Annotated in this window: 17 protein-coding genes; 10 read left to right on the top strand and 7 right to left on the bottom strand. The window is 72.0% G+C overall.

Annotated elements, in window-relative coordinates; all coding sequences use genetic code 11:
• Window positions 1-588: 588 nt before the first annotated feature.
• From AC6CH9_RS00620 to AC6CH9_RS00610, 3 genes are all read right to left on the bottom strand, one after another.
• Window positions 589-1,686: a GNAT family N-acetyltransferase gene (locus tag AC6CH9_RS00620; RefSeq protein ID WP_498153167.1), complete on the bottom strand. Its 1,098-nt coding sequence runs from the start codon at window positions 1,684-1,686 to the stop codon at window positions 589-591.
• A 154-nt stretch (window positions 1,687-1,840) separates the two neighbouring features.
• The gene (locus AC6CH9_RS00615; protein WP_498153166.1) at window positions 1,841-2,590 is read right to left on the bottom strand and encodes an SDR family oxidoreductase; all 750 of its coding nucleotides are present in this window, start codon (window positions 2,588-2,590) and stop codon (window positions 1,841-1,843) included.
• A 111-nt stretch (window positions 2,591-2,701) separates the two neighbouring features.
• Window positions 2,702-3,388: a GntR family transcriptional regulator gene (locus AC6CH9_RS00610; protein ID WP_047231506.1), complete on the bottom strand. Its 687-nt coding sequence runs from the start codon at window positions 3,386-3,388 to the stop codon at window positions 2,702-2,704.
• Window positions 3,389-3,537: 149 nt separating this feature from the next.
• Between AC6CH9_RS00610 and AC6CH9_RS00605 the strand changes: the two genes are divergently transcribed.
• The 5 genes from AC6CH9_RS00605 (at window position 3,538) to AC6CH9_RS00585 (ending at window position 9,515) form a co-directional block, all read left to right on the top strand.
• Entirely contained in the window at window positions 3,538-5,241 is a 1,704-nt protein-coding gene (locus AC6CH9_RS00605) for a hypothetical protein (RefSeq protein WP_498153165.1), read from the top strand.
• Window positions 5,238-6,035: an SDR family NAD(P)-dependent oxidoreductase gene (locus AC6CH9_RS00600; protein ID WP_085388495.1), complete on the top strand. Its 798-nt coding sequence runs from the start codon at window positions 5,238-5,240 to the stop codon at window positions 6,033-6,035. The genes AC6CH9_RS00605 and AC6CH9_RS00600 overlap by 4 nt, the downstream gene beginning before the upstream one ends.
• Complete coding sequence (locus AC6CH9_RS00595; protein WP_498153164.1) at window positions 6,032-7,345, top strand: enolase C-terminal domain-like protein; 1,314 nt, start codon at window positions 6,032-6,034, stop codon at window positions 7,343-7,345. The genes AC6CH9_RS00600 and AC6CH9_RS00595 overlap by 4 nt, the downstream gene beginning before the upstream one ends.
• Window positions 7,342-8,178: an SDR family NAD(P)-dependent oxidoreductase gene (locus tag AC6CH9_RS00590; RefSeq protein ID WP_498153163.1), complete on the top strand. Its 837-nt coding sequence runs from the start codon at window positions 7,342-7,344 to the stop codon at window positions 8,176-8,178. Before AC6CH9_RS00595 ends, AC6CH9_RS00590 begins: the two co-directional genes overlap by 4 nt.
• A gap of 239 nt (window positions 8,179-8,417) precedes the next feature.
• Window positions 8,418-9,515: a P-loop ATPase, Sll1717 family gene (locus tag AC6CH9_RS00585; RefSeq protein ID WP_498153162.1), complete on the top strand. Its 1,098-nt coding sequence runs from the start codon at window positions 8,418-8,420 to the stop codon at window positions 9,513-9,515.
• Between the two features lie 551 nt (window positions 9,516-10,066).
• Here the strand turns inward: AC6CH9_RS00585 and AC6CH9_RS00580 are convergent.
• Both AC6CH9_RS00580 and AC6CH9_RS00575 read right to left on the bottom strand, forming a co-directional pair.
• Complete coding sequence (locus AC6CH9_RS00580) at window positions 10,067-10,399, bottom strand: nuclear transport factor 2 family protein (protein ID WP_498153161.1); 333 nt, start codon at window positions 10,397-10,399, stop codon at window positions 10,067-10,069.
• Window positions 10,400-10,447: 48 nt separating this feature from the next.
• The gene (locus tag AC6CH9_RS00575; protein WP_498153160.1) at window positions 10,448-11,260 is read right to left on the bottom strand and encodes an SDR family NAD(P)-dependent oxidoreductase; all 813 of its coding nucleotides are present in this window, start codon (window positions 11,258-11,260) and stop codon (window positions 10,448-10,450) included.
• Window positions 11,261-11,330: 70 nt separating this feature from the next.
• Here AC6CH9_RS00575 and AC6CH9_RS00570 point away from each other — a divergent pair, with 70 nt between their 5' ends.
• Together AC6CH9_RS00570 and AC6CH9_RS00565 are read left to right on the top strand one after the other, a co-directional pair.
• Window positions 11,331-12,335 (top strand): C-terminal binding protein, encoded by a 1,005-nt coding sequence (locus AC6CH9_RS00570; RefSeq protein ID WP_498153159.1) that lies wholly within the window; start codon window positions 11,331-11,333, stop codon window positions 12,333-12,335.
• Window positions 12,336-12,373: 38 nt separating this feature from the next.
• Entirely contained in the window at window positions 12,374-13,228 is an 855-nt protein-coding gene (locus tag AC6CH9_RS00565) for a fumarylacetoacetate hydrolase family protein (protein WP_498153158.1), read from the top strand.
• 16 nt (window positions 13,229-13,244) lie between these two features.
• Here AC6CH9_RS00565 and AC6CH9_RS00560 read toward each other — a convergent pair whose 3' ends face one another.
• A complete protein-coding gene (locus AC6CH9_RS00560; RefSeq protein WP_498153157.1) occupies window positions 13,245-14,117 on the bottom strand; it encodes an SMP-30/gluconolactonase/LRE family protein in 873 nt (290 codons plus the stop codon).
• A 44-nt stretch (window positions 14,118-14,161) separates the two neighbouring features.
• A complete protein-coding gene (locus AC6CH9_RS00555; RefSeq protein WP_498153156.1) occupies window positions 14,162-15,085 on the bottom strand; it encodes a S1C family serine protease in 924 nt (307 codons plus the stop codon).
• A 243-nt stretch (window positions 15,086-15,328) separates the two neighbouring features.
• Between AC6CH9_RS00555 and trpS the strand changes: the two genes are divergently transcribed.
• The 3 genes from trpS to AC6CH9_RS00540 all read left to right on the top strand — a co-directional run bounded on the left by trpS (window position 15,329) and on the right by AC6CH9_RS00540 (window position 23,910).
• Window positions 15,329-16,477 (top strand): tryptophan--tRNA ligase, encoded by a 1,149-nt coding sequence (gene trpS / locus AC6CH9_RS00550; RefSeq protein ID WP_498153155.1) that lies wholly within the window; start codon window positions 15,329-15,331, stop codon window positions 16,475-16,477.
• Between the two features lie 498 nt (window positions 16,478-16,975).
• Window positions 16,976-23,452: a DNRLRE domain-containing protein gene (locus AC6CH9_RS00545; RefSeq protein WP_498153154.1), complete on the top strand. Its 6,477-nt coding sequence runs from the start codon at window positions 16,976-16,978 to the stop codon at window positions 23,450-23,452.
• Window positions 23,453-23,457: 5 nt separating this feature from the next.
• Window positions 23,458-23,910, top strand: coding sequence for a hypothetical protein (locus AC6CH9_RS00540; RefSeq protein WP_170227283.1), 453 nt, complete (start codon window positions 23,458-23,460; stop codon window positions 23,908-23,910).
• The last annotated feature ends 435 nt before the right edge of the window (window positions 23,911-24,345 follow it).

Below are 24,345 nucleotides of genomic sequence, written 5' to 3'. Positions count from 1 at the left end.
AGGTAGAGCCCTGGTTGGCCGAGGTAGAGCTGTGGTCACGCGAGGTAGAGCCGTGGTTGGCCGAGGTAGAGCTGTGGTCACGCGAGGCGGGGCCGTGGTTGGCCGAGGTAGAGCTGTCGTCGGATCTGCGGCGCGCTCCACGCGTGGGCCGGCGCACCGTCGGCTCAGCCTGGCGCACACGAGCCGGCAGGCATGGGTCTGAAGCCCCGTCGCCTCCACGCCCGATCCGGCGTGCGGCCACCGCTCCGCCCGGGGGCTTCCGCGGAGCGACGCGCTGCTCGACCAGGCCGTCCCGGCGGGTCGGGCGGGCGGCGCGGGTGCGTGGGGAAGTTGGACGAACTCCCACCCACCCGAGCCCGCGCCGTCGGGCGCCAGCGAGGTTTCGACTTCGGCGAACCACGGCTCTACCTCGCGTGACCACGGCTCTACGTCGGCGAACCACGGCTCTACCTTGGCGAACCACGGCTCTACCTCGGCGAACCATGGCTCTACCTCGCGTGACCACGGCTCTACCTCGGCGAACTATGGCTCTACCTCGCGCCACTGGGGCCGACCTCGCGCGTCCGGTGCTCTACCTCGCGTAGTTGGTCAGAGGTAGTCGCCCGGCCAGTGGAAGCCCATCCCGGCTGCGGCGGCCTCCCGTAGGCGGGCGACGACGTCGGCCCCCGCGCGGACCGTACGGAGCATCCCGGTCGTGTCCGTCCCCGGCATCGGCGCGTCGAGGACTGCCGCGGTGAAGCGCTCGGTGAGCGGGTGCGCAGGCAGGCGAACCTCGACGACGGGGGAGCGGTGGAGGCGCGCCCGCTGGAGCGTCGTGCGCGCAAGAGCGTCGACGACCTCGCCGGCGCGCTCCGCCGTCGGGTCGACGCCGAGCTCGCGGACCTTCAGGACGCCCGGCCCGGGTTCGAGGGCGAGGTAGCCCGCGACCTCCCCGTCGGCAGCCCGCGCGGTGAACACCTCGGCGCCGGAGTACCAGAGCGGGACGCGGCGCTCCCAGTGCTCGGCGGTGCGCCGGGTGGCGAGGGGGCGTGGTCCGCCGCCCGCGGCGTCGAACCTGTCGTGCAGCGCGGCGAGCTGCTCCCACCCGAGCGCGACGGACCATGCCGGCCATGGGACGCCGGGTAGGCGGTCGGTGCGGACGGCCAGGGGTGCGTCGTCCTCCGAGCCCGACGGCGGAGCCCCCGGCCCGGACGGCGCGTCGTGGGGGATGTGGGGGCGGAACGACTCGGCGGCGAGGTCGTCCACCGTGTGGGTCGCGGCGTCGCCGAGCATTCGGGGAGCGCCGCGCCGGAGCGGCACGTCGAACGTCTCGAAGCCGCTCGACCGGTAGACGTCGGGGGTGCCGGTGAACAGCAGCGCGACGTGCGTGCCGGCCCGCTCCATCTGCTCGACGGCCCGGGAGAGCAGCGCGCGGACGAGGCCCCGGCCGCGGGCTTCAGGGGCGGTCGCGACGTTGGCGACGCCGCCGGCCCGCAGCGTGTCGCCGTCCGGCCCGCCGATCTCGCGCGGCGTCCAGTACACCGAGCCGACCACCCCGCCGTGGAGCGGGTCGACGGCGACGTGCGTGCGGTCGAGCCGACCGTCGTCGGTCTCGTAGACCGGCACCATGAGCGGCGCGTCGAACGCACGGTCCCACAGCGCGTAGAGGGAGGGGACGTCGTCGGGTGTGGCGGTGCGCAGGTGCATGGCCGTCCAGGGTCGCGAGCCGGTGTTGACGGGATGCTATAGCAAAAGTAGGGTCGCGGGACGACCGTCGGCGTGCGACGCGACGGACCGTGCGGGCCGGGCTGGGCGCGCACGACACCCCGGGCGGCGGCGTGCCGCCACCCGGGGTGCACCGTCAGGCTGCCTGCGCGGCGAGCCAGTCCTCCAGGCGCGTGCCGAAGATCTGCGCACCGTCCACGGCCACGAGCGTGCGGTCGTCGATCAGCGCCCCGAAGTACGGCGCGTCGTCCGCCGTGACGACCTCGCGCCCGTCGCCCTGCGCCGCGAGCGTCCGGCGCACCAGGTCCCCGATCGCGAGGACCTCCGGGCCGGCGATCTCGACGTCGCCCACGGGCTCTCCGACGGCGATCCGCGCGACGGCGGTCGCGACGTCCTCGGCGGCGATCGGCTGGATCGACGCCGACGACACCCGCACGGTGTCCCCGTGCGCCGCCGAGCCGATGATCGCGGGCGTGAACTCGAAGAACTGGGTCGCGTGCACGAGCGAGTACGGCACGCCCGACTCGCGGACGACGCGCTCCTGCTCGGCCTTGCCGTGGAAGTAGCCGATGTCCTGCGGGCGGTCGGTGCCCACGATGGTGAGCGCGACGTGGTGGCGGACGCCCGCCGCCTTCTCCGCCGCGACGAGGTTCCCGGTCGACGTGGCGAAGTACTCCCGGACCTCGTCGGGGACGTACGACGGCGCCTGGGTGGTGTCGACGACGACGTCGGCGCCGGCCAGCGCCTCCGTCAGGCCTGCGCCGGTGTACGCGTCGACGCCCGTGCGGCGTGATGCGGCGACGGCGTCGTGCCCGTGCGCGGTGAGCTTCTCGACGACGCGCGAGCCGACGTGCCCGGTGCCGCCGACGACGATGATGCGAGCCATGTGGTGCCTCCCTGAGATCGGTGGATGCGGGTGCATCCTCCTCAGGTCGACCGGGCGTCCCGCCGGGCTGTGACGACCGGGCGCGACGCGCCGTCGGCGGGCGGCGCGGGCTCAGGCCCCGACGGCGGGCTCCGCCTCGTCCTCCGTGTGGCTCGCGAGGCGGGCGGCGGCCTCGCCGATGTGCTCGGCCATGACGCGCTGCGCCGCCTCCGGGTCGCCGCCCGCGATGGCGTCGACGATGAGCTCGTGGGTGCGGGCGTGCGCGACGCGCGCCTCGGGCTCGAGCGCGGCGTTCGCGGCGCGCAGGAACCCGGTGATGCGGCTGCGCAGCTGCGCGTTGAGGGTCATGAGCATGCGGTGGTCGGCCATCTCCCAGAGCTGCTCGTGGAAGCGCCGGTCGAGCTCGAAGACGCGCGCGTTGCTGCCCTTCTCCGCCGCCTGGACCATCTGCTGCACGGTCTTGCGCAGCCGAGCCTCCTTGGCAGGGTCCCACGCGTCCTGGACCCGCACGACGGCGAACTGCTCCAGCAGCGTGCGCAGGCTCGAGATCTCCTCGAGGTCCCGGCTCGTGAGGGCGGCGACGCGCGCGCCGCGGTGCGGGAGCCGCTCGACGAGGCCCTCCTGCGTGAGCCGCGTGAGCGCCTCGCGGACGGGGATGTGGCTCGTGCCGAGGCGTTCGGCGAGCTTGCGCTCGACGAGCCGCTCGCCCGGCGCGAGGTCGCCGCTGAAGATCGCCTCGCGCAGCTCGACCGTCACCCGGTCGGCGACGTTCTGGTCCGGCACGCTCTTGAGCGCCATGGCTTCTCCGTGGTGTCGTGGGGGCGGCGGGCTCGGATCGTCGTCGGTCGACGCCCCGAAGGATAGCGGCCACGGCGCCGTCCCTGGTCGGACGTGTCGACCGAGCAACATGCTATAGCATCGGCACTCCCGAGCCCAGAGGAGGTGCGATGGTCGCCCTGCACACGCGGGCCCCCGTCCCCGCGTTCGTCGGCCTGGCGGGCGTCGCCGTCCGCGACGTGACGCCCGCCCCGGGCATCCGGGCGCGCAACTGGGGCCCGGCGGACTGGGACGTCTCCGAGGGCGCGCACCGCGCCATGACGCTCACGGCGGTCGCCCTCGCTGAGGAGCGCACCCCGGCCGACGGCGCCTCCGACCCGCTCGTGCTCGTGACGATCGACGGCACCTGGTGGCGGCGGGTCGACGACGAGGCGACCCTGCGCGCGACCGTCCTCGACGCGACCGGGCTGCCCGTCGAGCGCCTGCTCGTCTCGCTCTCGCACACGCACGCCGGGCCGGTCCTGTGCTCGGGCGACGCCGACCTCGCGGGCGGCGAACGCGGCGTCGCCTACCTGCACGACCTCGCGCGCGCAGCGGCCGACGCCGCCGTGGAGGCGATCGCGGCCCTCCGGCCCGCGACCCTCGAGTGGACGACCGGCCGCTGCGGCCTCGCGTCCAACCGCGAGGCGCTGCTCGACGGCTGCGCCGGCGGGGACGCGGGGACGACCGCGGGAGCCGCTGCGGAGAGCACGCTGCCCCGGCCGCTCGTCGGCTTCAACCCCGACGCCGGCACCCCGCGTTCGCCCGGCGCCGACCCCGCGGACGACACGGTCGTCGTCGGGCGGCTCACGGCGCGCCCCTCGCCCGCCACGGACACCCGGCCCGACGGCGCCGCGCCCGCAGGCGAGGACGTCACCCTCGCGACGATCGTCAACTACGCGTGCCACCCGACGACGCTCGCCTGGCAGAACCGGCTCGTCTCGCCCGACTACGTGGGCGCGATGCGCGACCTCGTCGAGCGCGAGACGGGCGCCCCCGTCGCGTTCCTGCAGGGCGCGTCGGGCGAGCTCGCCCCGCGCGAGCAGTACACGGGCGACACCGCCGTGGCCGACCGGCACGGCACGTCGCTCGGCCACGCCGTGCTCGCGGCGCTCGCCGAGCTCCCGCCGCCGGGCACGGAGCTCGAGCTGACCCACGTCGTCGAGTCCGGCGCGCCGCTCGCCGTCTGGGAGCCCGCGCCGTCGGCCGCGCTCCCTGGCACCGGCACGGGCACGGGCACCGGCACCGGCACCGGCACCGACACCGGCACCGACGCGCGGTCCGACGCCCGGACGCTCGCCGCCGTGGCGGAGCCCGTCGCCCTCGACCTGCGCGACCTCCCGACGTGGGACGAGCTCGAGGCCGAGTGGGCGAGCATCGACCCGCGCTCGCGCGAAGAGCGCCTGCGCCGCGCCCGGAACCTGCGCGACGGCTACGTCACCGGCCCGACCGTCCAGCACCCCACGTGGGTGTGGCGTGTGGGCGAGGCGCTGCTCGTCGCGCACCCGGGCGAGGCGTACTCGCGCCTCCAGCGCACGGTGCGCGCCCACGCCGGGGCGCGGCCGGTCGTCGTCGCGAACCTCACGAACGGCCCCGGCTTCGTCTACCTGCCCACGCGCGAGGCGTACGACGTCGGCGCCTACCAGGCGTGGCAGTCGCCGCTCGCGCCGGGCTCGCTCGAACGCCTGGAGCGGCACGCGTGCGCCGTCGTCGACGACGTGCTCGCCGACGCCGCCGCCTGGCCCCCCGGCGACGCCGCACCCGCCGCACCGACACCCGCCGCACCGACGTCCGCCGCGCCCCCGACCCGTCCCGTCCCCGAGGAGGACCAGTGACCACTCCCGCCCCCGACGCCCCGCGCGTCCCGCTCGCCGTCGTCACCGGGGGAGCGGCCGGCATCGGCCGCGCCGTCGCCGAGCGCCTCGCGACCGACGGGTTCCGCGTCGTGTGCGCGGACGTCGTGCAGCACGACCTCCCCGCGCTCGACCTCGGCGCCGTCCCCGACGCGCCCGGGCTCGTGTGGGCCCCGCTCGACGTCACGGACCATGCCGCCGTGCGCGCCGCGTTCGACGACCTCGCCGCGGCGTTCGGCGGGATCGACGCGCTCGTCAACAACGCGGGCATCCAGCGCCACCGCGCGCTCGAGGACCTCACCTGGGACGAGTGGTCGGCCGTCGTGGACGTCAACCTGCACGGCGTCTTCGCGTGCCTCCAGGCCGCGGGTCGCCACATGCTCGCGGCGGGTCGTGGTGCCGTCGTCAATATCTCGTCCGTCTCGGCCCGCGGCTCCGCGGGACGGGCGCCCTACTCCACCACCAAGGCCGCCGTCATCGGGCTCACCGCGACCGCGGGCGCCGAGTGGGCCGCGCGCGGCGTGCGGGTCAACGCCGTCGCCCCCGGGTACATCGACACGGGCGTGTTCCGCCAGGGCGTCGCGCAGGGCACGCTCTCGGAGGAGACGATCCTCGCGCGCATCCCCGCGCGCCGGCTTGCCCAGCCGGAGGAGATCGGCAACGCGGTGAGCTGGCTCGTGTCCGACCAGGCCGCGTACATGGTCGGCCAGACCGTCTACGTCGACGGCGGCTTCCTCGTCGACTACGGCGTGCCGCTCGCCAAGAAGCCAGAGTGAGCGTGGGGCCCGCCGCGCGCGTCGTCGCCGTCCGCACCGCGACGACGGTCGTCCCGCTGCCGCAGCCGCTGCGCCTCGGCGCGATGACGGTCGAGCGCCGCGAGTACGTCGGCGTGCGCGTCGTCGCCGAGACGGACGACGGCCGCACGGTCGCCGGGGAGTCGTACGCGCTCACGCGCGAGGCGCCCATGGCCGAGCTCGTGGACCGGCTCGTCGCCCCGCACGTGGTAGGTCGGGAGGTCGTCGCGTCCGACGGCGTCGCCGCGCGTCGGAGCGTCGGCGCCGCCTGGGACGGGGCCCTGCGCGGGTCCGCGATCGTCGGTCGCGTGGGCCTCGTACGGCGCGCGATCGGCCTGGTCGACGTCGCGCTGTGGGACCTCGCGGGCCGGCTCGCCGGGCGCCCCGTGTGGTCCCTGCTCGACGACGGCGCGGACCTCGCCGGGTCCGCGGAGCCCGGTGTCGGCGGCGACGGAGGTGTTCCGTCACGTGCCGTCGCCGGGAGTCCCGGCGACGTCTCGTCCGAGGCGGCGGCCGCTGTGCCACGTCCCGCGATCCTCGTCGCGGCGTACCCGACGCCGGGACGCACCGCGCGCGACGTCGCGGACGAGGTACTCGCGCACGCGCGCGCCGGGTGGCCGCTGCTGAAGATCTCGCGCTCGCCCGACCGCGCCCTCATGCGCGACCTGCTCGCGATCCTGCGCGCCGAGCTGCCCGACGTCACCGGTCGCCCGACCGTCGCAGGCCGCAGCGGCGTCGTCGTCGACGTGGGCTTCGGCTGGCGCGACGCCGACGAGGCGCTCGCGGACCTCGACGCGTGGGGTGTCACGGGCGCGGCGGGGGAGAGCGCGCCCGCGCTCGCGTGGCTCGAGGACCCGCTGCTGCCCGAGGACGCGGTCGGCGCAGCGCGCGTCCGCGACGCGTCCGGGCTGCCGCTCTCCGTGGGCGACGAGGTCACCGAACCCGAGGTCTTCGCCCGGATCGACGCGCTGGGCGTGCTCGACGTGCCGCGCGTCGACGTCGTCGCGATCGGCGGCATCACGGTCGCCGACCCGCTCGTGCGCGCGTGGGTCGCGCAGGGCAAGGTCGTGTCCAGCCACGTGTACCCCGAGGTGAGCGTGCACCTGGGCGGAGCGGCGGGCATCGGCGTCGAGACGTTCGACCGCTCACCCGCGGGCAACCCCTACGACCCCGCGCCGCTGCTCGTGCGCGGCGGTCCCGTGTTCGACGCCGGGAACGCCACCCCGCCCGACGCGCCCGGCCTGGGCTTCACGCTCGACCCCGAACGCTTCTACCTGGAGGCGACCCCGTGACCGGACTCATGGACGGAACCGCGAGCAAGAACCGTAGCGTCGTCGTCACCGGCAGCGGCAAGGGCATCGGCCGCGCCGTGGCCGCGCGCCTCACCGTCGACGGGTGGACCGTCGTCGGGCTGGAGCGCACCCCCGGTTCGGGGACGGTCGAGGAGGGGGTGTGCGCCGCCGTCGTGCTGGGGGACTCGCGCGACCGCGAGACCCACCGCGAGGCGGCGCGGGCCGCGCGCGACCTCGCGCCGCTCGCCGGATGGGTGAACAACGCCGGCATCACCGTCCGCACGCCGCTGCACGCGCTCGCCGACCCGGAGCGGGCGGCACGGGTCGAGCAGGACGCGCGCGACGTCGTCGAGATCAACGGCCTCGGCTACCTCTGGGGCTGCGCCGCCGCGGTCGAGGCGTTCACGGACCAGGTGAGCGGCGGGTCGATCGTCAACATCGGCTCGATCCACGGCCGCGCCGCGTTCGCCGACCACGCCGCCTACGAGCTGACCAAGGGCGGCATCGACGCGCTCGCGCGCTCCGTCGCGGTGACCTATGGGCGGTACGGCATCCGCGCCAACACCGTCGCGCCGGGCGGGGTGCGCACCCCGCACCTCGACGCGCAGATCGCCCGCGCAGCCGACCCGGCCGCCGAGGAGCGTGCCCTCGCCGAGGGCCCGCCGCTCGGCCGCATCGCCGAGTCCGCGGAGATCGCCGCCCTCGTCGCGTTCCTGCTGTCCGACGAGGCCGGCTACGTGTCCGGCCAGTCGATCGCCGCGGACGGCGCCTGGACCGCGTCGTTCGGCAACCCGCCCCACGACCCCGACCTCGACGCTCTCTACGGGATCTAGGGGCTACACCTCCGAGGCCAACAGGGCTTCTCAACGATGGCGCGCGTTTGACCTGCACACTGCTCCAGTCCAACCGCCCGGATCGCGTCCTGCACAAGCGTGTCACCGATTGGCGTATCGGGCCGGGTACGGTTGGTGGAGAGTTCACCCGCTACGCCCCTCAGGATCCGACTACGATCGCACCTCGGGCGGCTCTCTCGCTCCGCCATGGAGTCTGCCGGTCTGCGACGGAGGCAAAGATGCGCTTCAGCAGCATTGACTTTGGGTCAACGGACGCGCGCGAAGAGCTCGCGCGCAAGCCCAACCTGCTGGTGCAAGGCTACCTCGATTTGCATAAAGCGAACGAGTTGTTGCGTAACCGACACTTTCTCCTGATCGGCAGAAAGGGCGCGGGAAAGACTGCAGTCCTGGAGCATATGCGCGCGACTGAGCGCGGAGATGAGTCCATCACCATCGTCCGGATGGGGTCTTTTCCCTTCGCGGACTTCTCCAGCATTGATTCAGGCGGCGCGACCGACGTGAGCCGGTTCCCAACCACGTGGAGAATACTGTTATTGCTGACCTTGCTTCGCGCGATGATCGGCGACCTCGGCGTATCGCATGGTTCGCCTGGCAAGGACTTCTGGAAAGCTGTCGATCGGCTAAAGGAGAATGGGCTTCTCGCAGCGGGGGACATGAGAAGCCTAGTCCTAAAGGTGTCCAACAAGGGTGCAGGCGCGAAGCTGGGGCTTTTTGAGGGGTCGATTGGCCAGGCCGAGCAAGGTTCGAGCGGCGCAGTCGCAGGACTGGCCGAGTCGCTCCTAGTTCTGGTGAAGGACGTGTTCCCTCGCCGCGAGTACCTAGTGTGCGTTGACGGCTTGGACGACATCGTCTTCAGGAGCGAGAATCGTCTACGCATCCTGGGTTCTCTGATAGAGGCAGCAGCAGACCTAAACAGCGAGCTGGCGGAGGAGGGGAAGCAATACAAGTTCGTCGTCGCGTGTCGAAACGACATTCTCGCCAGGATTCCCAGTGCCAATCTCAACAAGCTCGTGCAGGACTTTGGGGTTCGGCTGAACTGGTATCAAGACACGAAGCGACCCGAGCGCAGCCATCTCGTACAACTTGTCAACCGCAAGGCGCGTGTGACTCTCCCGGAGGTCAAAGACGTAATTCATGAGTTTCTTCCACCGCGGATAGAGCTTGTAGGAAAGGCGGGCGCGAAGCGCGCCGAGACTACCGCATATCTCCTGAGCTATACGCGCTACACTCCTAGGGATTTACTGCGCCTCCTCACCTGTATCCAGGAGGTCGCGACGAACACACGGTCTCGAACGAGTCGGTTCTCGCGGGTCTAAAGAACTACGCGCACGACTATTTCTTGGACGAAATTCTCAACAGTACTGATCAGGAGAAGATTCCTCAGACGAGTATCGTTCTCGATTTGATTCGGGAGCACGGTACGCATGTCTTTACGTTCGGCGACCTCCTGGAGATTGCCACGGACGAGTACGACATCGGGGCCGGCCAGGTGCGTGATGTGCTCCGCGACCTATATGACTGCGGTGGGGTGGGGAACTTTCAGCAGCATCGCACGGGTCGCTTCTACACGTTCAAGTTTCGTAATGAGAACTCGTCACTCTTGCTTCGCACACCGATGATTCTACATAACGGACTAGGGAAGGCGCTTAACGTGAAGATGCAGCTGTCCAATATTGAATCCAGCGTTCTTCTTCACGCGAACCCCGACGAGGGTACCGACGGCGCAGGTGGGGGCGTGGCCACTTCGCGACATAAGCGCTCTCGAGTTCGAACTGTTCGCGGCGAAAGAAGATCTCCCCGCGGCGATGTACCCGCGGATTAGTCCGGCTCGAGAACCGGCTGCGCTGCCCGGTTGCACGTGATCGACTCACCCCTTGACCATGCTCGCGCGGGTGATGAGGCCGTCGCGGACCTCGAACGTCGCGATGGTCTCGCCGGTGCCGTTCGACGTCGTGACGAACTCGCGCGCGACGAGCCAGCGGTCGCCGAACGTCACGGACGCGTCGATGACGCAGTGCAGCGCGGTGTCCTCGAACCGGCTCGCGTAGAAGGCGCGCAGGGCGTCGCGGCCGACGATCGGCTCGGGGGTCACGCCGCTGACGACGGCGTCGGGCGCGTAGGTCGCGCAGAAGCCGTCGAGGTCACGGACGTTGAAGGCGTCGACCTGGGCGGTGACGACGGCGGACGGGGACGTGCTCATGGGTGCCTCCTCGGGCAGGGGTGGGCGCGGTGTGCGGCGGGCGGGGCGTCAGTCGATCCGGACGCCGCCGTTGACGTCGTACGTCGCGCCGGTGACGAACCCGGCGCGCGGGGAGGCGAGGGACGCGACGACCCACGCGACGTCGTCGGGCGCGCCGAAGTCCCCGAGGGGGATCGACGCGGTGAGCCCGGCGCGGGCGTCGGGGGCGAGCTGGTCGGTGATCGCGCTCGTCACGGGGCCGGGGGCCACGGCGTTCACGCGGATGCCCTCGCTCGCGAGGATGCGCGCGAACGAGCGCGTGATCGCGAGGATCGCGGCCTTGCTCGCGGCGTAGTGCACGCCGGTCTTGAGCGCGCCCTGCTCGCCCGCGATGGACGAGAGGTTGACGATCGCGCGGTCGCGCGCGGTCCGCTCGTCGGGCGTGACCGTGGCGCCGACGGGCGACGGACGGCCCGCGCGCAGCAGCGGGAGCGCGGCGCGCGACAGCACGAACGTGCCGCGCGCGTTGGTCTCCATGACCAGGTCCCACTCGTCGAGCTCGATGTCGTCGAGCGCGCGGTAGGGGCACACGCCGCCGTTGTTGACGAGCACGTCGAGGCGCCCCCACGCGTCGGTGACCTCGGCGACGAGCGCCTCGACGGACGCGGTGTCGCGCAGGTCGAGGCGCGAGACGCGGGTCGCGGCGCCCTCCTCCTCGCAGCGTGCGGCGGTGGCGCGCGCGCCGGCCTCGCCGCCGGTGTACGTGAGCCAGACGTCGTGCCCGTCGCGCGCGAGCTGGAGGGCGGTGGCGGCACCGATGCCGGAGCTGGCGCCGGTGACGAGGGCGAGGCGGCGGCGGGCGCCGTCCGGGGCAAGGGTCATGAGCCCACGCTATAGCATCCGACCGGCCCGAGGGTTGGTCGAAGGTGCTATTTGCTATAGCATCCCTCGCATGACAGCCGACACCGTCGTCATCACCGACTGCGACCTGCCCGGGACCGCGTGCGAGGACACCCTGACCGCCGCCGGGCTGCGGGCCGTGCGCGCCGCCGCGCGCACCGAGGACGAGGTGATCGCCGCCGTCGAGGAGACCGCCGCGAGCGGGTCCGCGCCCTCCGCGCTCGTCGTGCAGTGGGCCCCGATCACCGCCCGCGTGCTCGACGCCGTCGCCGGGCCGGGCGGGGTGCGCATGGTCTCGCGCATGGGCATCGGCTACGACATGGTCGACGTCGCGGCCGCCACCGAGCGCGGCGTCGCCGTCGCGAACACCCCGACCTACTGCATCGAGGAGGTCGCGAGCCACACGGTCGCGATGATCCTCACGCTCGACCGCGGCCTCGTCGCCTACGACCGCGCGCTGCGCGCCGGCACGTGGGCCCCGACGGCGCAGCACGCCGCGCGCCTGTCCAGCACCGTCGTCGCCGTGATCGGGTACGGGCGGATCGGCTCCGAGGTCGCGCGCTCCGCCCGCGCGCTCGGCTACCGCGTGCTCGTGCACGACCCGTTCGTCGACCCGCAGGCCGTGGCGTCCGACGGGCACGAGGCCGTGGGGATCGACGAGGCCGTCGCGCGCGCCGACGTCATCACGCTGCACGCCCCGCTCACCGAGTCGACGCGCCACCTGCTCGACGCCCGGACGCTCGCCGCCGCGAAGCCGGGCGTGCGGGTCGTCAACACGTGCCGCGGGCCGCTCATCGACGAGGACGCGCTCGCCGACGCGCTCGCGTCCGGCCACGTGGGCTCGGCCGCGCTCGACGTCTACGCGACCGAGCCGCTGCCCGCCGACTCGCGCCTGCGCACGCTGGACAACGTGCTGCTCACCCCGCACGCCGCGTGGTTCTCGCCCGAGGCCATGCAGGACCTCCCCGTGCACACCGCGCGCAACGCCGTCGACTTCCTCGCGGGCCGCCCCGTGCCGTCGATCGTCAACCCGGACCACGCGCGCGCCCTCGCCTGAGGACCCGCGCCACCCGCCCCAACCTAGGAGACCTACCCGTGCAGCTCGTCCGACTCGGCCCCCTCGGCCAGGAGCGTCCCGCCGTCCGCGAGGACGGGGTCGTCTACTCGCTCGACCCGCTCACCGCCGAGATAGACGGCGCGTTCCTCGCGGCCGACGGTGTCGGCCGGGTCCGCGCGGCGCTCGCCGCGGGCGCGCTCCCCGTGCTCGACGGCGCCGACGAGCTGCGCGTCGGAGCGCCCGTCGCCCGGCCCACCGCCGTCGTCTGCATCGGGATGAACTACGCGGAGCACGCCGCCGAGTCCGGCTCGACGCCGCCCGACGTCCCGATCGTCTTCTGGAAGCACTCGAACACCGTCGTCGGCCCGTACGACGACGTCCTCGTGCCGCCCGGCGCGACGACCGTCGACTGGGAGGTCGAGCTCGGCGTCGTGATCGGACGCCGGGCGCGCTACCTGTCGTCGCCCGAGGAGGCGCTCGACCACGTCGCGGGCTACGTCCTGTCGCACGACGTCTCCGAGCGGGACTACCAGATGAAGGTCTCCGGCGGGCAGTGGTCCAAGGGCAAGAGCTGCGAGACGTTCAACCCGCTCGGCCCGTGGCTCGTCCCCGCCGACGAGGTGGACGTCCAGAACCTTGGGCTCCGGTCCTGGGTCAACGGCGAGGCCCGTCAGGACTCGACGACGGCCGACATGATCTTCGACGTCGCCTACCTCGTGCACCACCTGTCGCAGTACATGGTCCTCGAGCCGGGCGACCTCATCAACACCGGCACCCCGCAGGGCGTCGCCCTGTCCGGGCGCTTCCCGTACCTGCGCGACGGCGACGTCGTCACCCTGGAGATCGACGGCCTGGGCCGCGCCGAGCAGCGCGTGCGCGACGCCGTCCGCTGAGGACCCGCAGCCCCGGTCAGCCCGCGAACGGGAGAACCGGGAGCCCCCGGACCCCCGGGTCCGCGACGAACAGCGACCCCGACGCGGCCTCGTCCGCGTCGGGGTCGTCCAGTCCCTGGCGCGAGGTCGTGACGAACAGGCGGTCGAGGTCGTCGCCGCCGAACGTGCACGCGCTCACCTGCGACACGGGGAGCGGGACGACGGCGTCGAGCGTGCCGTCGGGGGAGTAGCGCCGGACGGCCCCGCCGCCCCACAGCGCCACCCAGACACCGCCCTCGGCGTCGACCGTGAGGCCGTCGGGCATGCCGTCGTCGGGGTCGATCTCCACGAACGGGCGGCGCCGCACGAGCCCGCGCGGGTCCTCCGCGGCCGGGACGACGTCGAGCACGTCGAGGCGCCGCGTCGCCGAGTCGACGTAGTACGCCCGCGACCCGTCGGGCGAGAACCCGAGCCCGTTCGACACCTCGATGCCGTCGAGCACGACGCGCGACGACCCGTCGGCCTCCACCCGGTACAGCGCGCTCGGCCGTTCGCCCTCCGCCTGGCCGCCCGCGTAGAACGCGCCGTCGGGTCCGGCTGCCCCCTCGTTGAGGCGGACCGTCGGGTCGTCGACGAGCGTCGCGAGCGTGCGCACCGGAGCGTCGTCGCCGTCCGCGACCGCGACCGACCGCGCGAGCCCGACGACGAACCCGCCCCCGGTCCGCGGCCGCACCACGGCCGCGTAGTCGCCCACGTGCAGACGGTCGACGCCGCCGTCGGGCCGCAGCGTCAGGAGGTCGCCCGCGAGCATGTCCACGTACCGCAGGCCGCCCCAGCCTGGCCACCACACCGGGCCCTCCGCGTGGTAGGCGACGGGACCGGTGACGTTGTCGACGGAGATCTCAGGCACGGGTCCATCCTCCCCGACGGACGCGCTCGACGAACGCCGGGGGCTCAGGACCGCCCGAGCTCGACGGGCTCGGTGACCACGTCGACCATCGCCTCGCCCCGCAGCACGGTGATCTCGAGGCGGCGCCCGATCGCCTCGTCGAGCATGAGGCGCTGGAGCGACTGCGCCTCGACGGTGTCGGTGCCGCCCGCGCGGATCATCAGGTCGCCGACGCGCAGCCCGGCGGTGTCGGCGGGGCTCCCGGGGACGACGTGGACCACGCGGAGCGCCCGGTCGTGGCCCGTGCGCGCGGCGAGGTCGGGCGCGACGGCGACCGGCTGGCTCGCGACGCCCAGGTACGCGCGCCGCACGCGCCCGTCGCGGGCGAGCGCGTCGACGATGCGCCGGCTCGTCGCGTTCATGGGGACCGCCAGCCCGAGCCCGACGCCCGCGACCGCCGTGCTGATCCCGACGACGCGCGCGCCGGCGGTCGCGAGCGCGCCGCCCGAGCTGCCCGGGTTGAGCGCGGCGTCTGTCTGGATCACGTCCTCGATGATCCGCGCCGCCGTGCCGTCCCGCGTCGGCAGCGAGCGCCCGAGCGCGCTCACGACGCCGGCCGTCACCGTCCCCGAGAGGCCAAGCGGGCTCCCGATCGCCACGACGAGCTGCCCGACCACCAGCTCGTCCGCGTCGCCCAGCGACACCGGGTCCGGCGTCTCTCCCCGGGCGCGCACGACCGCCAGGTCCGAGAGCGAGTCCGTGCCGACGACGTCGAACGGGCGGGTCGTGCCGTCGGAGAACGCCGCGGTGCCGCCCGTCGCGGGGCCGACCACGTGGGCGTTCGTCAGCAGCAGCCCGTCGGGCGTCATCACCACGGCCGAGCCGCCGGCCTCGCGCCCGCCGTGCCGCAGGCGCAGCGCCGCCACCGCGGGCATGACCCGTGCCGCGACGCCGGAGACGGTGCGCGAGTAGTCGTCGAGAGGTCCCATGTGGGGTCAACGCCGGGGGCCGCGGTGGCCGTCCGGCGTTCACCGTCGGCGGACGGGGCAACCGTCCGGTCGGGCGTAGAGTGAGCCGCATGATCACGCAGAGCTGGTGGTGGCTGCCCCCGCAGCCGTGACCAGTCCTGCCCACGTCCCGAGCTGCGCGCCGCAGCCGGGACGTCGTCATGTCCGGGCCGGTCCGGTCCTCGACCGGGCGTGGTGCGTGGCTCCCCACCGAAGGAGAGCACCATGACCACGGCCCTCGCCCCGACCGAGACGACCCACCCGTCCGCCACCGCGCCGTCGGCAGGTCCCTCGTCCGCACCGCCGTCCTCGACCGCGTCCGTCGCCGCCGCGCGAGAGCGGTCCGCCGAGATTGAGGCGCGCCTCGCGGCCGACCCGTCCGGGTTCCGCGTCCTCACCGGAGACCGCCCGACCGGCGCGCTGCACCTGGGCCACTACCTCGGCACCCTCGCGAACCGGGTCCGGCTCCAGGACGACGGCGTGGAGGTCGTGCTCGTCGTCGCCGACTACCAGGTCATCACCGACCGCGACGACGCCGGCGACCTGCGCGGCACCGTCCGCGAGGTCGTCCTCGACTACCTGGCCGCCGGGATCGACCCCGCCCGGACGACGATCTTCGCCCACTCCGCCGTCCCCGCCCTCAACCAGCTCCTGCTCCCGTTCCTCAGCCTCGTCACGACGGCCGAGATCGAGCGCAACCCGACGGTCAAGGCCGAGGCCGCCGCAGCGGCGGCCCGGCAGGGGCGGCCCATGAGCGGCCTGCTGTTCACCTACCCCGTGCACCAGGCCGCCGACATCCTGTTCTGCCACGGCAACCTCGTCCCGGGCGGGCAGGACCAGCTCCCGCACGTCGAGCTCACGCGGACGATCGCCCGGCGCTTCAACCAGCGCTACGCCGCCGCGCCGTACTTTCCCGAGCCGGACGTCCTGCTCGCGCCCGCGCCCACCGTCCTCGGCACCGACGGCCGCAAGATGAGCAAGTCCGCGGGCAACGCGCTCGAGCTGCGCGACGACGACGACGCGACCGCGCGCTTCGTCCGCCGCCACCGCACCGACTCCGAGCGGCACGTGACCTACGAGCCCGAGCGCCGGCCGGAGGTCGCGAACCTCCTCACCCTCGGCGCGTTCGCGGCCGGGACGACGCCGGAGGCGCTCGCGGACGAGGTCGGTGCCGCCGGGGCGGGCCGCCTCAAGCAGGTGGTGACCGAGGCTCTCGTCGAGCACCTCCGCCCCCTCCGGGCGCGCCGTCGTGCCGTCGCCGCAGGCGACGGGCCCGACCCGCTCGACGTGCTGCGCGAGGGAAACGCCCGCGCGAACGCGATCGCCGATCGCACGCTCGCCGAGGTCCACGAGCTCATGGGCACGACGTACTGACGCGTGTCGGCGCTCGCGTCGTGGGAAACCACAGGGAGGGGCACGCAGGCAGAGTTCGGATGAATCGCTGAACATGACCATGGGTGCTGCGCGGTGAGGATTTCACCCGCGGACGGGGCGATCGCGCGGTTCCGACGTCGCTATGCTCCGACCACCTTCGCTGGTCACGCGCTCGCGGACCAGGCTGGGGCTCGCCCGTAGGGGGTGTGGGCTGGGTCTCGGCGCGTTGGTGTGCGCCGCGGAACGATCGGGCTGTTCGCTGTGGCGTTCTTGGTGTCGTTCTCTGGTGTTCCTGGCGCGTGGCGCGCGTCGGTCGCGTCGCTGGCGGGTGTGGTCGCGCTGAGCGTGGGTGTGGTCTCGCTCCCGGCGCCGGCGGCGGCCTCTCCTTTTCCTGCTGAGGTGATGGCTGAGCCGGCTGCGGTGGATCCGGCGGACGTGCCGCGGACGGCGCCGGACTCGGGTTCGGCGATGGTGAACGCCCGGTTGGCTGCTGCGCCTGTGGAGGACTTGTCTCAGCGCACGGAGTTCGGTTCGGTGTGGGCGTTGCCGAACGGGCAGTGGACGGCGCAGCAGGGATCCGGGCCGGTGTGGGTGCGTACGGGCGGGGACGGCACCGTGGAAGAGGACTGGGCGCAGGTCGACCTGACGCTCGAGGCCGGGGACGACGGTGTGGTGCGCCCGGTCGCGGCGGTGTCGGGGCTGGAGATCTCTGGTGCCACCGAGGCCGCGGACGACGGCCTGGTGGAGCTGGCGTCGGTGACGGACCCGGAGACGGGGGTGGTCTCGGCGATGCACTGGACGGGTGCGTTGCCGGCACCGGTGCTGGAGGGCCGGCGTGCGACGTACGAGGGTGTGGGCGAGGGCCTGGATCTGGTGGTCGAGGCGACGAACAGCGGGTTCGAGCAGTACTTCGTCGCGCACGACGAGGCCGCGGCGCAAGCCGCCATGGAGGACGCCCTCGTGGTGACGTCCGAGGGCGGGACCGTTGCGGCGACCTCGGACGGTGGGTTCGAGGTGACGTCGGACTCGGGCGAGGTCGTGGGCGTGGGTGCGACGCCGCTGGCGTGGGACGCGCGTGTGGAGGAGCACCGCCCGGACTCTCTGCTGGAACCGGCTGTGGTGATCGATCCGGCTGCGCCGCGGTTGGCGCCGCTGCCTGAGCTGGACGTGCTGTACGGGGACGCGCAGGAGACGGCGCAGGTACCGGTGGCGAAGGCACCCGCCGGTGAGTCTGGTCCGGTGGATCCGGTCGAGGCGGACCCGTTGTCGGCTGCGGTCACCCTGGAGGAGTCGGTGACGGTCACGGACTCTTCGACGGCGCAGGTTGAGCTGTCCGGGGTGGAGGTTCTGCTGGCTGACCCCGAGACCGAGTTCCCGGTGGTGATCGATCCTCAGGTGACGTTGAGCAAGGGCTTCGACACCTACGTCCAGACGGACGCGACGGTCGACACCTCGGCGCGCACGTACCTGCAGATGGGCACGTACAACGGTGGTGGGGTGGTCGCCCGGCCGATCATCCACTTCCCGATCACGTCGCTGCGGGGCAAGAAGGTCACGAGCGCGACGTTGAAGATGTACCAGTTCCACTCCTACTCCTGCACTGCGCGCGGATGGGAGGTCTGGTCGTCCAATCTTGCTTCGACGGCGACGCGGTGGACGAACAAGCCGGCTCTGGGTTCGAGGTGGGCGACGTCGAGCGACACGCGCGGGTATAGCGCTTCGTGCGCGGACGGTTGGTCGCAGGTGCCGATCGTGTCGCTCGCGCAGGCGTGGGCGGACAGCACCTCGACGACGGCCGGGGTCGCGCTGCTGGCGGCGTCGGAGACGGACTCGTACGGATGGAAGAAGTTCAACTCGGCCGACAACGGCACGAACATCCCCACGGCGACGATCACCTACAACTCTTACCCGAACAAGCCGACCAATGCTGGTCACGGCAGTACGGCGGAGTACGCGTGGTGGCCGAGCTCGACGGACGCCAACCGGGTGCTGTATGTCAAGACGGTACGGCCGCGGTTCTACTCGGTCGTCTCCGACCCGGACGGGGGGAACGTCAAGGGGTTGTTCTCGGTGCTGGGGGCGAACAGCACGGTGGTGTGGAATCAGTACTCGGGGTCGACGGTGGCCTCGGGCGGCCGTTCGGAGTTCATCCCGTCGACGTCGGTTCCAGCGCTCGTCAGTGGGACGACGTACACCGCCCGGGTATGGGCCAATGACGGTTCCCTGACGTCCAAGAACTACGGCAGCTGGAACTTCACCATCGACACGGTCAAGCCGAGCACGCCGACGGTCACAGCGACGGGCTACACGAGTGGGCAGTGGAAGGACACGCCGCCGTCGTCGAACGCGTTCACGGTGAAGTCGACCTCGACGGACGTGGTCCGGTTCGAGTACTCCCTGGACGGCGGCGCGTGGACCTCGATCGCCGCGACAGCGGGTACGGCGCCTTCGGCGACGATCTCCTGGAACCCGGCGAACGGTGCGCACACGCTGAAGGTGCGGGCGATCGACAAGGCCGCGTGGGCGTCTGCGGAGACGACGTTCGGCTTCGGCTCCGGTGGCGCCGCGCTGGCATCGCCGGTGACCGGGCTGAAGTCGACCGACACGTTCCAGGTCAAGGCCAGTGGTCCTTCGACCGCGTCGGGCACTGTCACGCCGTCGATCTGGTGGCGCGCCGCGGGCACGGCGGAGCCCGCCAACTATGACGCTTCGAAGGGCTCGACCACCGGGTGGACGAAGGCGACCGACTTGCCCGCGGTCGCGGCGAACACCGCGGTGGCCGTGAGCAAGCAGTGGTCGGCCGCTGCCGCAGCGGAGTCCCTGGGCAAGTCGCGGGTGCCGGTGCTGCTGGACGTGCAGGTGTGCTTCACCTACTCCGCGTCCGGGATCGTGCGCTGCACCTGGAACCAGGACACGACGTCGCGCTCGTCGGTGGTGCGGGTGCCGCACGCCTTTGGCGACAACTACCCGACTGCCGAGGCGGGCCCGGGGCAGGTCGCGTTGTGGACGGGGGAGTTCAACACCTCCGCCACGGACGTGTCCGTGCCCGGGTACGTGGGCGACCTGTCGGTCTCGCGGTCCTACTCCACCCAGGCCGGGACGGACGACACGTCGGTGTTCGGGCCGGGGTGGACGGCGTCGTTCGACGGCACCGACATCGGGATCGCTGGGTTCGAGGTCGTGGACTCCACGGACGTGGACGGCACGATCTCCCTGGTCGACGACGAGGGCGGGGCTCTGGTCTTCCGCCAGCCGGGTGGCACGAAGACCGCGATGAAGCCCGGCCAGTACACCCCGGTCGACGAGGACACCGCCACGGTCGGTGCCACGCTCACCCTGACCGGGTCCGGGACTGCGGCGACCCTCGACTTCACCGAGGAGGACGGGACCGTCACCCGGTTCACGTACTCACACGTCGCTGACGGTGAGCGGGTGTGGATGCCGGCGTCGGTGACCGAGCCCGGCACCGCCGGGGCGACGTCGTTCACCCGTGACGCCACGACGAAGAAGATCACCCGCATCCTCGCCCCCGTCCCGCCCGGGGTCACGTGCCCCGCCACGGGAGCACTGAACCCCGGATGCCGGGCGATCGACATCACGTACGCCCCCACCACGGCAGGCGTCGACGTTGCCGGGCAGGTCAAGCAGATCTCCTACACCGCCTACGACCCGGACAAGGCCGGCGGCCCGGGCCTGAGCACGGTCGTCGTGGCGACCTACGAGTACGACTCCGCCAAGCGCCTGGCCAAGGTGAGCGACCCGCGCGTCGGACTGTCCACGAGCTACGCCTACACCGGCACCTCGACGTCCGGGCAGCCGCTGCTGACCACCGTCACCCCGTCCGGCCTCGCGCCGTACACCTTGACCTACGGACCCTCGTCCCAGGACGCGAAGTCGCTGCTGACCGTCGACCGGGCCCCCGCTACTGCCGGTGGCGACACCGTGCGGTTGTCCCGGTTCGTGTACGGGATCGACCCGACCGCGACCAACACCGCCCTGCCGAGCCTCAAGGCCGCCGACACGACCACGTGGGGGCAGGAGGTGCCCCCGACGTACGGGGCCGCGGTGTTCTCCGCCGACCGCCAGCAGGTCGCCGGGTCCGCACCCGCAGACGTGGGAGCGGGGGACTGGCCGTTTGCGGATCTGCAGTACACCGACGCCGAGGGGCGCGTGGTCAACACCGCCGCGTTCGGGGCGGGGGACTGGCAGGTCACCGCGACCCGGTACGACACCGGCGGACGCACCGTGCACGAGCTCGACCAGAAGGCCACCGCCCAGCTGCGAGCCCTGACCGCGGACCAGGGTCAGCTCGCGACCGAGGTCATCGACTCCTACGCCACCATCACCCGCTACAACCCGGACATCAAGGCCACCACCGCGATCACGCACGACGGCGGCACCATCGCCGCCGGGACCGTCCTGACCCCGGCCGGGACCCTGGTCACCGACGTGTGGGAACCGGCGCGCGAGACGAACAACGGACTCGTGCGCAAGCACACCCACACCGACTACGACCAGAGCGCACCCAACAACGGAGTCAACCCCAAGACCGGCATCGCCTACCGCCTGCCCACCACCGTCACCGTCACCGAGGCCGACGCCCTCACCGGCAGCAGCGACACCAGCGTGGCGGTGGCGACCGGTGAGAGCGTCGTGTCCCAGGCGAAGTCTGGTTATGACGCGATCAACGGTGTGCCGCACACCGACCCCACCTCCGGCTGGTACCTCGGGCAGGCCACCACCTCCACGACGGTGATGGACGACGCCGCGCAGAACATCGTTACCACGACCCGGTACGACGTCGAGGGCAAGGTCGTCGAGACCCGCAAGCCCGGCGCCACCGGCACCGACGCCGCCACCACCCTCAACGGGTACTACACCGCGGCGACCCAGACCGGCGTCTTCGCCGCCTGCGGGAGCAAGCCCGAGTGGGCCGGGCTCGCGTGCACCACCCGCACCGGTGAGGCGACCCCGACCCTTCCGGTCGAGACGACGACGAAGTACTCCTACTACCTCGCCCCGCGCGAGTCCGTGGAGGCGCTCGGCGCGACGTCACGGACCACGACCACGACCTACGACGCAGCCGGGCGCCCCGTCCGGGTCGCGACCGTCGCCGCGGGCCTGACCGGGTCGACCCCGGTCCCGGCCACGCGCACCGACTACGACCCCGCCACCGGGCAGGTCGCCGCGACCGTCACCCTCAACACTGCCGGCGCGGAGGTCGGGCGCATCTCCACCGGGTACGACGCCTGGGGACGTGCCGTCAGCTACACCGACACCGACGGCGCCGTCACGACCACGACCTACGACACTGCCGGTCGTGTCGCCAAGGTGACCGACCCCATCCGGTCGGTCGAGTACGGATACGACGCCGAAGGCGAGCACCGCGGGTACACCACCCTGGTCAAGATCCCCGGCACCGGGCAGTTCACCGCGACCTACGACGCCACCGGCGCCATGACCAGCCAGTCCCTGCTCGGCGGGCGCGTCACCCAGCACCTGACCTACGACCGCGCCGGGGAGCTCACCGAGCTCACCTACACCGGCGCGCCCCTGCCCGGAGACCCTGAGCAGGACCTGCTCGCCTGGTCCATCGAGTCCGACGTCCTCGGACGCACCACCACCCTGACGTCCACCGCGGGGACCGGGGACACCGGCATCGCGCGCACCCAGACTTTCACCTACGACAAGGGCGAACGCCTCATCGGCGTCGCCGACACCACCGGCGAGGTCTGCACCACCCGCACCTACGGCTTCGACCAGCGCGGCAACCGACTCACCCAGAACGCGACCACCCACGACACCGACTGCACCAGTGACACCGTCACGAACATCGACAAGACCTGGAACTACGACGGCGCAGACCGCGTCCAGACCGGCGCCAACACGACCGGGACCTACACCTATGACCCGCTCGGACGCCAGACCACCCTCCCCGCTGCGGACACCCCCGCAGGAACCTTGGCCGGGGACCTGACGATCGGGTACTACGACACAGACGCCGCCCGCACCCTCACCCAGAACGGTGTCACGACCACCTACACCCTCGACGCTGCGGGGCGTCGCCACACCGCCACCACCGTCAGTGGGACCACCACGACGAGCGTGGTGAGGCACTACACCGACGGAAGCGACAACCCCGGCTACGCCACCAAAACCACCGGCTCCGGGGACTCGATCACGACCTGGTACGGGGCGTCCATCGCCGGGGACCTCGGCCTCGAGATCACCGACACCGCAGCGACCCTGTCCCTGATCGACCCCATCGGCTCCATCGCCACCACCATCACCCTCCCCGCGATCGACCAACCCCTCCAGCTCGGAGCCCTCGGCACCTGGGACGAGTACGGCAACCCCATCACCACCCCCACCCAGACCGGCACCATCACCTACGGCTGGCTCGGCGGCAAGGAACGCGCCCAAGACACCACCGGCCTCACCCTCATGGGCGCCCGCCTCTACAACCCCACCACCGGCCTCTTCACCAGCGTCGACCCGGTCGACGGCGGCAACACGACTGCTTACACCTACCCACAAGACCCCATCAACAGCTACGACCTCGACGGTCGGATCAACTGGCGCAAGGTCGGCAGGTGGGCCTGGAAGCACCGGAGTGCCATTCTAGATGGCGCGTCCACGGCGGCAATGTTTGTCCCTGGCCTAAACGTGCTCGCGACCGGATATAAAGTATACAGAGCGGTAAACCTTGCGTACCGTGGATACAAGATGTACCGAGCTGTCAATAAGTCGGTGAGGTACACGCGCTCGGCGATCAAGGCGAACCGTTCTTATCAGTACAATCGATGGTCCGTGAGGACCATAGTCCGTCATGGAAAACGAGACTACGACTCACAAAACAGGAAGCTCACTACCTTCAGCCATCGAGGCACCCACAATGGAACGAGTGGCACTTTCCGGATCGTCGGCAACCACCGAACGGGTAAGATCTATCACTACGGCTTCCACAGGGACTAAATATCATGAACTACGCGGTTAGTGTGACGCTTGCCCAGCCTGCAACTGTGCTCCGTGTTGACGGTCTTGGTCAGGAGGGAATGCAACTCGTTCCAAGCGCTCCTGCCTCGGTTTATTTGTCCTTTGCTGACGGATTCAGTGTGGGCTTCGGCGAGGACGGCGCGCTGTGCGATATCGATTCGTACCTTGACCTGAGTCACGGATTGCTCGACACATTCACTGCTGTGACCAACCCGCGCATCCACGCTCTTCGTCTGCTCAGGCCTATCGATGCCGACGGCGACACGATCTCCGTTGGTGCGGCTTCGCCACGGATCGACCCTCGCGCCGGCATCTGGTGGTGCGCGCTTGGTGTCCCGCGGTCATCCGTCAGAGTGGGGAAGAACATCTATGCACTCTTCGGAACTGACCGGTCCAGTTTGAGCGGGATTGCAATCGCCGACCAGCCCGAGGCGTAGGAAGCCACGACGCTCTTGACCCTGGAACACTCAGCGCCTGGGCGAGTGCGGCAACCCCACAACCCACCCACCCAACGAGTTGAGGCGTTCGAGTGCCGGCGCGTCCGGATCATGAGCGTGTACGAGCAAGATCCCGACGGCGACTGGCAGCGCCACGCCGAGGCCGTAGGCCTGTGGGCGTACACCTCGGACGCCGCTCTCCGGTGGACCCAGGGTCTAATCGAGCGCCTCGAGGGCGGAGCGCACGCGATGGCGGGCGAGGGAGGCGCGCCGCCCTGCCTCGTGACCGAGCCAGGGCGAGCCGGCCGGGCGCACGCTCGTCGGGCGCGGTCGGCCTGCCCACGATGGCCAGCACGGCCCGTACATCGCGCTCATCGACGCCAGATGCGCCGCGACCCAAGGTCCACGCCCCGCCGATCGGGATCCTGCTGTGTA

The sequence above is a fragment of the Cellulosimicrobium sp. GQ32 genome (assembly GCF_059758455.1).
This window is presented reverse-complemented; position numbering and strand designations above follow the sequence as displayed.